Below are 15147 nucleotides of genomic sequence, written 5' to 3' on the forward strand. Positions count from 1 at the left end.
TAAATGTACAAATAGAGGGAGAAATTCCCTCTATTTGTATGTTGATTTCTACAAGTCATTGGTAGCTTATTCATTCGTTTTTCTATAAAATAAAAATGAATGAAAAAATCGAAATATATTTTTACATAAAGGAAGGATTGGAACGTTTGAAGAAAAATAGAAAAAAGAAAAAGACACATGTTCCTGTTCGGATGAATTTGTTGTTTTTTGCCGTCTTCTTATTATTTTCTCTTCTTGTTCTTAGATTAGGACTTGTTCAAATTGTGAATGGGGAAAGCTATAAAAAAGAAGTAGAAAGAACAGAGGATGTTGTGGTAAATACGGGAGTACCAAGGGGAAAGATTTATGATCGATTCGGAAATGTAATTGTTGATAATATACCGTTAAATGCAATTACTTACACTCGTACAACTAATACATCAATAGAAGAAATGTTCGATGTTGCGACAAAGCTTTCAGCCTATATTGAAAAGGACACTAAAGAAGTCACAGAGAGAGATAAAAAGGATTACTGGCTACTCAATCATAATAAAGAGGCCGACCAAAAAGTCTCTAAAGAAGAGCTTAAAAAGCTTCAAAACAATGAAAAGCTTTCAGAAGAAGATGTGAATTCAAAGGTATATCAAATGAAACTAGACCGAATCACAGAAGAGGAGCTATCTTCATTATCAAATAAAGATTTAGAGGTAATAGCAATTTATCGAGAATTCTCAAGGGGATATGCACTAAATCCTCAAATTGTTAAAAATGAAGGTGTCACACCTGAGGAATTTGCAGTAGTAAGTGAGCATCTTAGTGAGCTTCCAGGAGTGAACACGACAACAGATTGGAAACGTTCTTATGTGTTTAATGATACGTTAAGAACAATTCTTGGAAACGTATCCTCTTCTCGTGAAGGATTACCCAAGAATTTAGTAGATTCCTATTTAGCTAGAGACTACAATCGGAATGACCGGGTAGGAAAAAGTTATATTGAGTTACAATACGAAGATATTCTTCAAGGTCAAAAAGAGCAAATTAAAAATGTAACAAAAGGTGGAAGTGTATTAGAGTCTGTTTTAATTCAAGAAGGTCAACGAGGTAAGGATATGGTGTTGACCATTGATATGGAGCTTCAGCGTGAAATCGAAAAAATCATCGAGGAAGAATTACGGAAACAAATTGTAAATCGCCATGAATCACCAAACTTAGATCGTGCCTTCGTGGTTATGATGGATCCAAATACAGGTGAAATTCTTGCAATGGCTGGAAAACAGTATGTGAAAGATTCTGAAACAGGAAAGTATGAAATGAGAGATGCTGCCCTTGGCACATTTACTTCCTCCTATGAAGTGGGATCGGTTGTTAAGGGTGCTACTGTATTGACGGGTTATATGACTGGGAAGTTAACTCCAGGAGAAACGCTTGTTGATGAACCGATCATCTTTGGTGATGATCGACCAAAAACTTCTTGGTTTAATCGTTCTGGAAGAATACCGATGACTGATCTATTTGCACTTGAGAAATCTTCAAATTCCTATATGTGGAAGATCGCTTTAAGAATAGCTGGTCAAGAGTATGTACCAAAACAAAATATCGTAAATAATCCTGAAGCGTTCGATATACTGCGAAATCACTATGCTCAATTTGGATTAGGCGTTTCAACAGGAATTGATTTACCAGGAGAATCTTCGGGTTTAATTGGTGATGTGTCTACTCAAGGGTTGTTACTCGACTTGGCTATTGGACAGTTTGATACGTATACGACGATGCAATTAGCACAGTATGTATCAACAATAGCAAATGATGGATATCGTGTTCAGCCTCATATTATGAAAGAAATTCGTGAACCAATTAATGAAAAAGATAGTCTTGGACCTATTTTATTTGAAAAAGAAACGAATGTGTTAAATCGTATTGATGCCACTCAATCTCAAATTGAGCATGTACAAAAAGGGTTCTATCGAGTGTATCATTACCCAGAAGGAACAGCTTACCATCAATTCAAAGATGCACCATATAATGCAGCTGGAAAATCTGGTACGGCAGAAACTTATGTAGATCGTAAGTTAAATTACAATACAACACTTATTGGATACGCACCATTTGATCATCCAGAAGTAGCTTATGCAACTATGGTGCCTTCCTCCCACATACAAGGAAGTGGAATAGCAGATCCTTACGTTAACAAATACATCTCAAAACGAGTCATGGATAAATATTTTGAGTTGAAGAAAGAACGAGGGGAAAAAGATAAAGAAAAAGACCCAACATCTATTGAGAAAAAAGTTGAAAATGCCGAAGAGGCAGAAGAACAACAAGGAGAACAGAGAGAGCAAAACAATTAACGATAAAACTGATTTTAATGAGAACTTCTCATTAAAATCAGTTTTTTTAATACCAGAAAAAAGACCTATTTAGTTGAAAAAATGTAATAATCAGGATAGGGTGTCCCTACATTTTCTACAAAAAAGATTAGATTTTATGAAAAAAAGATAATTTTTTTATTTTTTTTTTGTTTAAGTACATAATTTTAAAAGAATGCACAATACTAGTGTTTATAAGGGTTTAAAAGAAAAAAACACCTTATGGATACGAAGAATAAAATAGAAAAATGTCGAATTTACAAAACCTTTACAAATGGTTAAAACCCAATTAACACTCATCTATTAATCTAGTACTCGTAGGACAAAACAACCAAGTTTCTTAGGGGGAATTTAGGAATGAAAAGCTTTAAGTATCTAGCAATGTCAACAATGATTGGTTCAGCACTTCTTTTAGGAGCATGTGGTTCTCAAGGCGGTAACGGAGAAAATGGAGAACAACTTTCAGGAAATGTAAAAGTAGACGGTTCTTCTACAGTTGCTCCAATCGCAGAAGCTGTTAACGAAGAATACTCTGCAGTTCAACCAGATGTTAAAGTATCAATCGGTGTATCTGGTTCTGGTGGAGGATTCGAAAAATTCATCGCTGGTGAAACGGATCTTTCAAATGCATCTCGTCCAATTAAAGATGAAGAAAAACAAAAGCTAGAAGAAGCTGGAATAGATTTCACAGAATTCAAAGTAGCAAATGATGGTTTAACCATCGTTGTGAACAAAGAAAACGACTGGGCAGAAGACTTAACTGTTGAAGACCTTAGAAAACTTTGGTTAGAAGATGGAAAAACAAAAAAATGGTCTGATATCAACCCTGAATGGCCAGATGAAGAAGTGAAATTCTACGCTCCTGGTACTGATTCAGGTACGTATGACTATTTCCATGAAGAAATTTTAGAAGAAAAAGATATGGTGAAGAAAAACATTCAGCTTTCTGAAGATGATAACGTACTGGTACAAGGTGTAACAGGCGACAAAAACGCTATAGGATTCTTTGGATATGCTTATTACCTTGCAAATAAAGATCAACTGAAAGCTGTGAAAATTGGCGGAGTTGAGCCTAATAACGAAACAATTGAAAGCGGAGAATACACTCCACTATCTCGTCCACTATTCGTTTATGCGAAAAACGAATCAATGAAGAATAACGAAGCTGCTTATGATTACATGAAATTTACTCTAGAAAATGCAGGAGAAATGGCTGAAGCTGTTGGATATGTAAAGCTAGAAGATAGCATGTATGAAGAAGCATTAACTAAATTAGAAGAACTTAAGAAATAATTAGCTTAGTCAATGTCATGAATAACGGATGAGAAGCGAATATTTGCTTCTCATCTTGTCATGTGGATGAAAGGGGTTTACATTTTATGGGTTCAAGTTCGAATAAATCATACTCAGTTTCCGAGATGATTCAACAAAAGAGTAATAAAAAACTTACTCATACAACTGAAAAAGCTATACCGTGGATCTTATTTTGTATAGCTGGGGTGTCAGTATTAACAACCATTGGTATCGTCTTTACTCTTATTTTTGAAACCTTCGAGTTCTTTAATCGAGTATCGTTCTTTGACTTTATTACTGGAACGGAATGGTTTCCTTTCTCCATTCAGAATCCAAGCTACGGAATATTACCTTTAATCTCTGGTACATTAAAGATCACCGGAATTGCAGTATTAGTAGCCGTACCGATTGGATTGGCATCTGCCATTTATTTGAGTGAGTATGCTACGGATCGTTCAAGAAGGTTCATTAAACCGATACTAGAAATCTTAGCTGGAATCCCTACTATTGTTTATGGATTCTTTGCTTTGACATTTGTCACACCAGTATTGAAAAGTATGATCCCAACTCTTAGCATTTTTAATGCTTTAAGTCCTGGGATTGTTGTAGGAGTTATGATTATCCCGATGATTGCTTCATTATCTGAGGATGCTATGTCGTCTGTTCCAAATTCCATTCGTGAAGGTGCATTAGCTATTGGAGCGACTAAATTTGAGGTTTCAATGAAAGTTGTGCTTCCAGCGGCTGTTTCAGGGATTGTGGCATCTGTTGTTCTCGCTATTTCACGTGCAATTGGTGAAACGATGATTGTAACGGTAGCGGCAGGGGCAACACCTAACTTAACTTGGGATGTTACAGGATCGATTCAGACGATGACTGCTTACATTGTTCAAGTAAGTACAGGAGATGCTGGATATGGAACAACCATTTATTATAGTATCTATGCAGTTGGTTTCACTCTTTTTGTCTTTACATTAGGAATGAACTTACTTGCTCAATACATCTCTAAGCGCTTCAGAGAGGAGTATTAATATGAAGTATATTAATCAAGATATTGTCAATAAAAAGATGTCTTCAAGATTAAATATTAATATGGCATTTAAAGGGATATTTTTAGCTTCAACATTGTTTGGTCTTGTTGTACTGGCTGTATTACTTTATCGGGTATTCACTCAAGGAATTGGTTATCTGGATTTGGACTTCCTTATGAATATGGGCTCTAGATTTCCAGAAAAAGCAGGAATTTATGCAGCCTTTATTGGATCACTATGGTTAATGGGTGTTATTGTTCCAGTTTCATTCATATTAGCTGTTGGAACGGCTATTTATTTGGAAGAGTATGCAAAGCAAAACAAAATTAATCAATTTATAAAGATAAATATTTCAAATCTTGCTGGAGTTCCTTCAGTCGTATTCGGTTTACTAGGTCTAACGATTTTTGCTAGAGCCTTTCACTTAGGTCACAGTGTATTAGCAGCCGGGTTAACAATGAGTTTGTTAATCTTACCTGTCATCATTGTTGCTGCCCAAGAAGCCATTCGTTCTGTTCCGCGTGATCTTAGAGATGCTTCTTATGGAATGGGAGCAACCAAATGGCAAACCATTATTAGAGTTGTTTTGCCAGCCGCCATACCGGGTATCTTAACAGGAAGTATATTAGCGTTTTCTCGTGCAATTGGTGAAACCGCACCACTTGTTGTTATTGGTGTACCGACGATTTTATTATTTACACCTGGTTCTATCCTGGATACGTTTACGGCTCTTCCAATGCAGATTTATGATTGGACGAAGAGACCTCAAGAAGCGTTCCATCATGTAGCTGCTTCAGGAATTATCATCCTGTTAGTGTTACTATTATTTATGAATTCAATTGCCGTATTAATTCGTAATAAATTTCAAAATAGATATTAAAGTGTAGAGGGTTTAAATGGATGAAGGAGGCTTTACTAATGCAAACAACAGTAAAGAAAAACAATAGTACGGTTGACTTAAAAGGAAAAAAAGAACCAGTCTATCAAACGAAGCAACTAAATCTTTGGTATGGTACAAATCATGCATTGAAAAATATTGATCTTGATATTATGGAAAATGAAGTTACTGCTATTATTGGACCATCAGGTTGTGGAAAATCGACTTATATTAAAACGTTAAATCGAATGATTGAACTGATTCCATCAGTGAAAACTTCAGGAGATATCATCTACCGTGAACGAAATATTTTTGATCGAAACTATCGTGTAGAAGAATTACGTACTAAAGTAGGAATGGTGTTCCAAAAACCTAACCCATTTCCTAAGTCGATATATGACAATATTGCATACGGACCACGTATTCATGGTATTAAAAACAAGAAGATACTTGATGAAATTGTTGAAAAAAGTCTACGTGGAGCAGCTATTTGGGACGAAGTGAAGGATCGATTAAACCAAAATGCTTATAGTCTTTCTGGTGGACAGCAACAACGTATCTGTATTGCTCGTTGTCTTGCTATTGAACCTGACGTGATTTTAATGGATGAGCCTACTTCTGCGTTGGATCCTATTTCTACATTAAAAGTGGAAGAGTTAGTTCAAGAATTGAAAAAAAATTACAGTATTATTATCGTTACCCATAATATGCAACAGGCAGCACGAATTTCAGATCGTACAGCCTTCTTCCTTAACGGTGAAGTTATTGAATTCGATCAAACGGATAAAATTTTCTCAACTCCATCGGATTCGCGTACAGAGGACTATATTTCTGGACGATTCGGATAATTGATCATTCAAAAAGATGAAATGCATTCAGTTAATTCATCTTGCTTTACTAAATACAGCTATATATTGGAAGGGGTATGGATATGTCAGTTAGAGGACATTTTGATGCAAATTTAAAAGTATTGCAAGACAAACTTATGGATCTTGGTAATAGTGCAAAGGTAGCGCTTGAAAGAAGTATTAAAGCATTAGAAGAAAAGGATATTGATACGGCTTTAGCGATTATTGAGGGAGATCAAAAAGCAGATGATTTAGAGGAAGAAATCAATGATTTAGCGATCCTTCTTATTGCTAAACAGCAGCCGGTTGCAACAGATTTAAGAAGAATCATTGTTGCTATTAAAGTGGCAGCAGATCTAGAAAGAATTGCGGATTTTGCAGTGAATGTTGCCAAATCAACCATTCGAATTGGAAATGAGCCTTTAATCAAGCCAATTCATCATATAAAGGAAATGCATGCCATAGCGTCTGAAATGATTCAGCTTACTCTAGAATCATTTGTTGAAGAAGATGTTGCAAAAGCAAAGAAGATTGCGGATATGGATGATAAAGTGGATGATTTATACGGTGAAACGATCGTAGAATTGCTTACATTAAACAAAGAAAAGCCTGAATTCACGGCTCAAATCACACAGTTATCCTTTATCTGCCGTTATCTTGAAAGAGCAGCAGATCATGCAACAAACATTGCAGAAGGCGTCTTTTATTTAGTAAAAGGCCGTCGATACGATTTAAACGAATAGTGTGATAAAACAAGAAAGCTTTCCCAATAATTGGGAAAGCTTTCTTAATGTTTTATTTAGTAATAGTAGACGCTAATGCCTCTAAAGTCATTTGAGAATGAACAAGAAATTCACCGATTTGAATCTTATTAGCATAATCATTTTCTACAATATATTGTACGAAGGCTTCTTCATCTTGGATGATATTTGCTTGTTGCAACCTTTTAGCAATTTCTTCAGGTGTCATTCCAGATTCAATTACTAGAGTTAATTGGAATTTCTCACCTGCTTGTTTTTCTTCTTTTTTCTCTTTTGTAGATTCCTGTTGTTTCTGATTATTAAGTGTATCAATTTGATTTTGTAGGTCTTTTATTTGTCTTTTGTTTTCTTTCCAATCCTTTTCTTTAACAATGATATAGCCATCCTTAACAGGATTTTCTATTTCAATGAACTGCACCCCTATTAATAAAATGACAGTTACGAAGAGAATACCGGAGGAAAACGCTCTGGTTGATTGTTTGTTCATTAAATGACTCCTTACTTAGTGCTTAGAAAGAATTTGTTTTACATCCGTAATGGAAAGTGCAGATTGCTTAGCGATTTGATCCAAACTGATACCTTGCTGATGTAGTGCAATTACTTGATTTTTAACCACTTCATGAATAGGCGCTTTCTTACTAGATGAAGATTTTTTCATCTGTATCCCCCCATCCATCATGAGTTCTTCTTCTAATATACGTAATCTCTTCTTAAGCTGGTAGTTTTCTTGTAAAACATTCATAGATAACTCTTCCACTTCTTTTTCAATTGCAGCATAACGATCCTTCTGAAAAAAAGAAAGTACGAACAATAGAATTGAGATACCTAATAATCCTAGTAATAATAAATCCATTTGATCACCCTCATGTTGTTTACTTCTCTTTAGTTATAGCATAGATAACAGTCTATCTCTAGACGAGGAAAGGAATATTTTGTTGAATAGCTGAAAAAAATGTAAAAAGTTATTTTATTGATGGACTAGAAAATTGTCGGAGAATAAATGGAAACGCTTTAAACGGGATTTTTCATTTAATTTTATAAAAATATGGTGTCATTAAGGTTGGTGTAGTCGTATGTAACAAGATACGACAAAATGCGTTTATTGTAGGTTCACTGATAGGGTGGTACGATTAAATTAACGTTAATTGTCATAATATTTAGATGAATTCATATACTAATTGGTTGTTCTTTAGGAGGTATAAAATATGATTAAAGAAATTATTCAATTAAGAGAACAAGGAATGTCCTTTCGGAACATTGCTAAGGAACTAAACTCTACTGTTGGAAAAGTACAGTATGCATGGGTGAAATTTCAGAAATCAAATCAAATACCTGCAGTGACAACTGAAACAAAAATACAAAAAAAACGGGTAGGGAAGTCTACAATTGGTCGCGTGTCTTCTACAAAACCTCTACTAACTAAGCCAATGACTAATGAACTCACCATCACATATTCCACATCCTCCCGTATCTATTGTTATTGGAATATTTCCTTTACGTGGGTAAAAAAAGTGAAAGAACATTTTGATTTGGATTCAACTCAGCCACTCGTTCTCCGCTTATACGATATTACTTCTATTTCTTTTAATGGTCACAATCAACATTTTCATATGGACTCACTCGTTCCACAAACAGAAAGTGACTGGTTTATAAATGGGCTTAAGGAAAATAGGAGCTACTGTCTGGACGTTGGCTTTAAGTTACAATCAGGAGATTTTATTGCCATCACTCGTTCAAATGTTCTTCATACACCTAGAACATCTAATTTTCAAGAACAACATAGTTTGAAAGAATTAAAGGAATTTGAACAAGGATTGAGCAAAGAACCTAAATGGGTAGAGCATGTTAGCACCTACTCTTATTATGTAATGAATCAGGAGGATAAGGCATGAGCAAACATACATTAATGCTGTTCCCGGAATTTAATGAATCTCCTTTTAAGGAATTAGAAGGTGATCAAAGTTCAATAGATTACTTCTCATCCTTACTAATAGAAAACAGCCAGCTGATTCATTTTCTTCAGCGCAATAAAGGACATGCAATTCCAGTAGTCTTAAATCCACTATTATTCTCATTGTGGACAAGTGAAAAATTTGTGAAGGAAGTTCAGTCTTTGATTGAATCAAAGCTTCTTCAGTCTCAGGAGAATGAACCAGTAAATTGGCAGTTAATCTATTCTGAATGGACGAAGTGGGATAGAAACCTGGTTAACGCTTATAAGGAATTAATGATGGAAGGGAAGGCTATCGTCATCCCTACAACCATTAACACATTCCCTTTGACTCATTTTCGTACCCCCCGAGGGATGGAAGCACAAATACGAATAAGCACTCTTTTGTATAAGGAATTTCTCCAAATGGCACCTAAGTTATTTTGGTTGCCACAGGCTGCATATGTTCCTGGGATAGATTTATACCTTTTACAACAAGGGATAGAGTACACCTTTATTTCTTCCTTTTCCTATGAACAGAGTGAAAAAGAGGAAAGCTTTAAGAAATTAGTAAGGAGTCCGAGGGGGTTGAAACTCCTCCCTGTTTCAGAGGCGACCGTGACTTCCATTCACACGTCAATTCATGGATTCAAAATGCTCCGTTTTCAAAAAAACATGGAATTAGATCAACTACTGGCTCAAAATGTGAGTAATTGTTCATTGGTAGAATGGTTGGAATTTTCGTCGTCCTTATCAAGGGTTGGATTTGGGTATCTAGGAATGGAGAAACAAACACCAATTCTTACTGATACTGAAATGAAGAGTATTCGTGCAATACACCGAATGGAAGAACAATTGGAGAATTTATATTCCTCCATCACAACTGAGACAAACCACTATGTTCATCAACTCACCAGAGAATGGATGGTTTCTTTAGAAAGAAGAAATCAGGAGATTGATAAGATATCCACTCATTTTGACCAACTAAAAAACTCAATCTTGGAGGGGCATATCCAAGAACATTTGTACCTTCATCGAAAAAACATGGTGCCATATCCTACTGATGAAGTTCTTGAAAAGCTCTTTCCTGTAAAAGGAGAGAGCAGTGCACACGACAAAGCGGATTCTGTTCTGATCCTCTCCTGGGAATATCCACCTAATATTGTAGGAGGACTCTCTAGACATGTATTTGATTTAGCTAACAATCTTGTGAAAAAAGGAAAGCATGTACACGTATTAACAACAAGGTCTCACAATGCCCTTCCACTTGAAAATATGGAAGGGGTCACAGTTCACCGGGTTCACCCTTTGCACCCTTATGAAGAAGATTTTTTTAAATGGGTATTTGATTTAAATCAAGCATTTATTGACTACGCACATAGTTTAATCAAGGATGAAAAAATCACTCTTATTCATGCCCATGATTGGATTGTTTCTACATCTGCCATAAAATTAAAAGAATATTACACAATTCCTCTAATTACAACGATACATGCAACTGAACATGGTCGAAATCAAGGGATATATACTGAATTACAGCAAAAGATTCACCTTGAAGAACAGCTTCTTATCCAGGCATCTGACCACATTATTGTTTGTAGTGAACATATGAAAGAGGAGGTTAATAGTTTATTTACGGTGAAATCACCAATGGTTGTTATTCCTAATGGAGTAGAGTTAGACCAACTTGATCAAATGACTGCACTGTATTCCCATGAAAATATATCAGTACCTTACTTCTTCTCCATTGGAAGAATGGTACATGAAAAAGGGTTTGAAACGATTATTCGAGTAGCATCTTCATTGAAAGCCAGAGGGTACATGGTTTCATTTGTAATAGCAGGAAAGGGGCCGATGTTGGAACAGTATCGTCAGCTCGTTATAAATGAAAGAGTAGATGATATGGTAGAGTTCGTAGGATATATTTCTGATGAAAAGAGGAATAGCTACCTAAAAAATTGTCTTGCGGTTATCTTCCCAAGTCTGTATGAACCATTTGGAATTGTAGCTCTTGAAGCAATGGCATTTCGTAAAGGAGTAGTTGCCTCTAATATTGGTGGGCTAAAAAGCATTGTCAAACATGAGCAAACGGGGTTATTGTTTGAACCAAATGAAGAGCAAGGCTTGTTAACTCAGCTCGTTTCCCTTTTGGAATACCCTGACAAATCATCTCAATTAGGTAAGAGAGGGTATAAAATGGCAAAGTCCATGTTTAGTTGGGATCGGATAGCTGATCAAACGAAACATGTTTACGAAGATGTTCTACTTCAGGCAAAAGTCGAAGGTATTAAAAGGTGAAGGGCGTAATATTGGCTGGGGGGATAGGGAAACGACTGAGGCCCTATACCATGTCGATTGCTAAGCCGATGGTTCCGATACTAAATAAGCCTATCATTGAGTACAGTATCAATTTATTAAGAGCAAATGGAATTAAAGATATTTTCATCACAACCTATTATAAAAGTGAATCCATAAAAGAATATTTTGGAAATGGAAGAAAATTCAATGTGAAGATTACGTACTTAGAAGAAGAAAGACCTCTTGGAACAGCAGGAGGGATATTCTTGGCTAGAAAGATGCTTCGCGAACCTTTTCTTGTACTAAGTGGAGATGCATTCACTAATATGCCGTTAGATCAAGTTATTCAATTTCATTATGATAAAAAAGCAATTATGACGGTTGTATCTAAAGATGTCGATAATCCAAAAGAATATGGCCTTTGTTATACGAATTCCAATAGAAAGTTGGTAGACTTTATTGAAAAACCAACAGAATGGACCGGAAATGAAGTGAACACTGGAGTGTATATAGTAAATCCACTTCTTCTTGATAAATATATGTGTCAAGGAGCTTGTGATTTTAGTCAGGACCTCATTCCCAATCTGTTAAAAAATAATGAAGAGGTATATGTGTATAAAACAAGTGCGTATTGGCGGGATATCGGAAATCCAGAAGAATACAAAAAGGCTCGTGAAGATGTCATAAAAGGGCTTATTACACAGGATTCATGTAAAGTGAAACAAGAGCCTTCCGTGCAAATTAATTCTTTAGAACCGTTTATTACAAGAATTCAGGTGGCATGTCCTGATGTGAAAAAGCCGATTGTTTTTGCAAAGCTATTTGAAACCGTTCCTCCGTCAGTGAATAAAGATGAAATAATCATCGATCATAAGGATGGTGGACGGACAAAAATTATTAGCGATCCAAAACGAGGGTTTGTCATATATTCAAGTGCTGATAGAAGAAATCTCGCTAGAGAATTGGCTCGGTATTACGGAAAGAAAATAAAAATATGGCAAAAGGTGTAGAGGCTAATGAGGGAGAATCGAGAATTAGAAAATAAAAAACAATTTTATATTCAAGGAATAGCCTGGAGTAAAAGCCATTCTTATATATCCCTACAGTCAGACCAAGTCAATGCAGTATCTAACATGAAGGTAATCGTTAAAGAAGGAAAGGAACCTTGGGGAGAATCCCTATCCTTTGAAATAGAGAATATCACAAAATCAGAGCAGCGTTTAAAGGTTTTCTTTCTTATTGAATGGTTAGCCTGTAAGGAAGATACAATAGGTGTCCTTTCTTTGTATAAGGATACGTTTTGGAATTATAGCGGAAATCAAGTAGCTGTTACGAATATTGTTTCGTGTGCAGAATCTGTTAAGAAGTCGATTTATCCAATGAATTTAAAAGGTCTAAAACTATGGAAGAAATCATTAAATAAAGGGAGTCTTTTTTATTATCCTATTACCAATGGTCTTAATATGATGGTCTATATGCTTGATTATCGATTTAAGCCTTTTGAAGTGAAACAAGGGAAGGTTTATGCCATAGAAGGTGGCATAAAAGAAGATGTTTTAAATTTAAGTAATAGAATAAAAAACGGACTAGCATTTCCCTCAAAAAAATGATATTATAGAAAAGTCGTATGAATAGAACATGATAGTGAATGTTTGGAGGGAAATTATAATGCGTGTAAACATAACTTTAGCTTGCACTGAAACTGGTGAGCGTAACTATATTACTACTAAGAACAAGCGTAACAACCCAGACCGTCTTGAGCTAAAAAAATATTGCCCGAAATTAAAACGTGTAACTCTACACCGCGAAACAAAGTAAGCAGCCGGATTTTCTCCGCTGCTTTTTTTTATCTTTGATTTTAGCCTTTTTCGTAAGATTTCCTCGCAAAGTTTGTTGTTTTATTATATGAGTTGATCCAATTTGATGGTGAGAGGAGTTGCTTCGCTCCCTGGGTCTCGGCACACACGTAATTCCTCAGGTGTCTACGAAGTCCCTTCACCATCTATACATTTTCAAAATGAAGTATAATAAAAGTAGATAAGTGAGGTGGAAGCAAATGTTAAAAAAAGATTTGAGAAATCGCCAGCTTCAAAAGTTAAATGATCTATCTTCTTTATTATTCCAACAAAAAGTCTTTTACATAGAACAGCTTCTATATCATTCAAAAGAATGGATACATAGTAGTACAATTGCAATCACTGTTTCTAAGCACCCTGAAATCAATACATGGAATATTATAAAAAGAGGATGGGAGGAAGGGAAAACAATAGTGACTCCAAAGTGTTATCCAAAAAGTAGAGAATTGAAATTTTTTGAGTTAACTCATTTCGGCCAATTGGAAAAAACCTATTATGATTTATATGAACCAAGTCCTACAGAAACGAAAATGATACCTCTTCAGCACATTGATCTTATGATTGTCCCAGGCATTGCCTTTACTAAAACAGGCTACCGTCTTGGATTTGGGGGAGGATATTATGATCGACTCTTAACAAAATTCAAAGGAACAACTTTTTCCCTTGCCTTTAAAGAGCATATTGTAGAAGAACTTCCGATTGAATCATTTGATCTGCCTGTTGGCCAACTCCTAACAGATGGAGGAAGGATTGATTGTGGGTGTTAAACAAATTGGTTTACTAATATTCATTATCTTCATTTCCATTGGAGGGTGGAGGACAAAGAATCTAAGTTTGTCTGGAAGCTTGATGGCCCTTTTGGTTGGATGTATGATTGGGTACTCATATGGTATGGAAGGGTTACTAATTTTAGGAGTGTTTTTTCTATCTTCAAGCATATGGTCCCATTTATTCAAACAAGGGAAAATAGGAATGGAGGAAAGGCTGGCAAAATCATCAGTTAGAGATTGGCAGCAAGTTTTAGCGAATGGTGGACCGGCTGCCCTTTTCGCATTTTTATATAGTGTAACAGGAAATGATATTTGGACTTTTTCATTTGTTACTTCCATAGCTGCTGCGAATTCGGATACTTGGGCTTCTGAGATAGGGCCACTGAGTAAAGGGGACCCACTATCCATTCGTACTTTTAAACGTGTCCCTAAAGGTACTTCTGGTGCTATTTCGTTCATTGGCACAGTGGGGGCTTTGTTAGGATCTGCCATTATTTCTTTCGTGTTTTTTTTCATCCTTTATCCTTTTGATAGCAAACTTTTTTTACTGATTTCTTGTGTTGGCTTTCTTGGTAATGTAATTGATACATTATTAGGGGCATATTGGCAATTGGAAAACCAGTGCTGTGTTTGTCATCAACGAACAGAACGAAAGGAACATTGTCATCAACAAACTGCCCGAATCAAGGGGTACTCATGGTTGAATAATGAATGGGTTAATGCTTCTTCATGTTTAGTAGCAGGAGTCATCATCTTTTTCATATTAATTTAGAAGGCTGAATTCCTACTCAATGTTGATTGACAATAGGTTTAGTGAATAAACTTGTTTAAACTTATTTTATCTTTAACTTTTCTTGGATAAGGTTGTTCATTATAATCCAAACTATTAAAAGGAGGGATTGTAATGAACGGATGGATAAAGATTGTCATCGTAGGCGTTTTGGTTCTCTTTCTTGTTCCAAATCGTTATAAGTTATTAAATGTTCTTTTAGGTAATTTCCTCATTCGTAAATTTGTCGTACAGGCAGCTATGGGGATACCAGGGGTTCGTTCAAGATTTGTACAAAGTACATTTCGTTAAGAAAGACATCATAATTTGATAGGAAAAGACTGTATCAGGAGGCTTATTCGATGCCAG

At 35.6% G+C, this 15147-nt stretch carries 16 protein-coding genes; 14 read left to right on the plus strand and 2 right to left on the minus strand.

Going from position 1 to position 15147, the window contains the following annotated elements; genetic code table 11:
* Positions 1 to 95 precede the first annotated feature (95 nt).
* The 6 genes from IQI_RS04490 to phoU all read left to right on the plus strand — a co-directional run bounded on the left by IQI_RS04490 (position 96) and on the right by phoU (position 7137).
* Positions 96 to 2327 carry a peptidoglycan D,D-transpeptidase FtsI family protein gene (locus IQI_RS04490; protein WP_156509834.1) on the plus strand — a complete coding sequence of 744 codons (2232 nt, stop codon included), beginning with the start codon at positions 96 to 98 and terminating at the stop codon, positions 2325 to 2327.
* Between the two features lie 375 nt (positions 2328 to 2702).
* Positions 2703 to 3638, plus strand: a complete 936-nt coding sequence (locus tag IQI_RS04495; RefSeq protein WP_064091488.1) for a PstS family phosphate ABC transporter substrate-binding protein — start codon at positions 2703 to 2705, stop codon at positions 3636 to 3638.
* Positions 3639 to 3763: 125 nt separating this feature from the next.
* A complete protein-coding gene (gene pstC, locus IQI_RS04500) occupies positions 3764 to 4669 on the plus strand; it encodes a phosphate ABC transporter permease subunit PstC (protein ID WP_408006996.1) in 906 nt (301 codons plus the stop codon).
* A 1-nt stretch (position 4670) separates the two neighbouring features.
* Positions 4671 to 5549 (plus strand): phosphate ABC transporter permease PstA, encoded by an 879-nt coding sequence (gene pstA / locus IQI_RS04505; RefSeq protein ID WP_064091490.1) that lies wholly within the window; start codon positions 4671 to 4673, stop codon positions 5547 to 5549.
* Between the two features lie 38 nt (positions 5550 to 5587).
* On the plus strand, positions 5588 to 6394 hold the full coding sequence (gene pstB, locus IQI_RS04510) for a phosphate ABC transporter ATP-binding protein PstB (protein ID WP_064091491.1): 807 nt from the start codon (positions 5588 to 5590) through the stop codon (positions 6392 to 6394).
* 83 nt (positions 6395 to 6477) lie between these two features.
* Positions 6478 to 7137, plus strand: coding sequence for a phosphate signaling complex protein PhoU (gene phoU / locus IQI_RS04515; RefSeq protein ID WP_064091492.1), 660 nt, complete (start codon positions 6478 to 6480; stop codon positions 7135 to 7137).
* Between the two features lie 52 nt (positions 7138 to 7189).
* On the opposite strand, the gene IQI_RS04520 is transcribed toward phoU, so the two are convergent.
* On the minus strand, positions 7190 to 7642 hold the full coding sequence (locus IQI_RS04520; RefSeq protein WP_064091493.1) for an endolytic transglycosylase MltG: 453 nt from the start codon (positions 7640 to 7642) through the stop codon (positions 7190 to 7192).
* Positions 7643 to 7657: 15 nt separating this feature from the next.
* Complete coding sequence (locus IQI_RS04525; RefSeq protein WP_064091494.1) at positions 7658 to 8008, minus strand: helix-turn-helix domain-containing protein; 351 nt, start codon at positions 8006 to 8008, stop codon at positions 7658 to 7660.
* Between the two features lie 352 nt (positions 8009 to 8360).
* On the opposite strand from IQI_RS04525, the gene IQI_RS04530 reads away from it, so the two are divergent.
* The 8 genes from IQI_RS04530 to IQI_RS20795 all read left to right on the plus strand — a co-directional run bounded on the left by IQI_RS04530 (position 8361) and on the right by IQI_RS20795 (position 15090).
* On the plus strand, positions 8361 to 9047 hold the full coding sequence (locus IQI_RS04530) for a DUF4912 domain-containing protein (RefSeq protein WP_064091495.1): 687 nt from the start codon (positions 8361 to 8363) through the stop codon (positions 9045 to 9047).
* The gene (locus IQI_RS20235) at positions 9044 to 11383 is read left to right on the plus strand and encodes a glycosyltransferase (RefSeq protein ID WP_082892577.1); all 2340 of its coding nucleotides are present in this window, start codon (positions 9044 to 9046) and stop codon (positions 11381 to 11383) included. Before IQI_RS04530 ends, IQI_RS20235 begins: the two co-directional genes overlap by 4 nt.
* Positions 11380 to 12393, plus strand: coding sequence for a nucleotidyltransferase family protein (locus IQI_RS04540; protein WP_082892578.1), 1014 nt, complete (start codon positions 11380 to 11382; stop codon positions 12391 to 12393). The genes IQI_RS20235 and IQI_RS04540 overlap by 4 nt, the downstream gene beginning before the upstream one ends.
* 6 nt (positions 12394 to 12399) lie before the next feature.
* Positions 12400 to 12993 carry a hypothetical protein gene (locus IQI_RS04545; protein ID WP_064091497.1) on the plus strand — a complete coding sequence of 198 codons (594 nt, stop codon included), beginning with the start codon at positions 12400 to 12402 and terminating at the stop codon, positions 12991 to 12993.
* A gap of 58 nt (positions 12994 to 13051) precedes the next feature.
* A complete protein-coding gene (rpmG, locus tag IQI_RS04550) occupies positions 13052 to 13201 on the plus strand; it encodes a 50S ribosomal protein L33 (protein ID WP_064091498.1) in 150 nt (49 codons plus the stop codon).
* A gap of 238 nt (positions 13202 to 13439) precedes the next feature.
* The gene (locus IQI_RS04555) at positions 13440 to 14006 is read left to right on the plus strand and encodes a 5-formyltetrahydrofolate cyclo-ligase (protein WP_064091499.1); all 567 of its coding nucleotides are present in this window, start codon (positions 13440 to 13442) and stop codon (positions 14004 to 14006) included.
* The gene (locus tag IQI_RS04560; protein WP_231893383.1) at positions 13996 to 14781 is read left to right on the plus strand and encodes a DUF92 domain-containing protein; all 786 of its coding nucleotides are present in this window, start codon (positions 13996 to 13998) and stop codon (positions 14779 to 14781) included. The genes IQI_RS04555 and IQI_RS04560 overlap by 11 nt, the downstream gene beginning before the upstream one ends.
* Positions 14782 to 14913: 132 nt before the next feature.
* Positions 14914 to 15090 carry a hypothetical protein gene (locus IQI_RS20795; RefSeq protein ID WP_197489707.1) on the plus strand — a complete coding sequence of 59 codons (177 nt, stop codon included), beginning with the start codon at positions 14914 to 14916 and terminating at the stop codon, positions 15088 to 15090.
* Positions 15091 to 15147: the final 57 nt, after the last annotated feature.

Source organism: Rossellomorea aquimaris TF-12 (assembly GCF_001648555.1).
Classification (GTDB): domain Bacteria; phylum Bacillota; class Bacilli; order Bacillales; family Bacillaceae_B; genus Rossellomorea; species Rossellomorea aquimaris.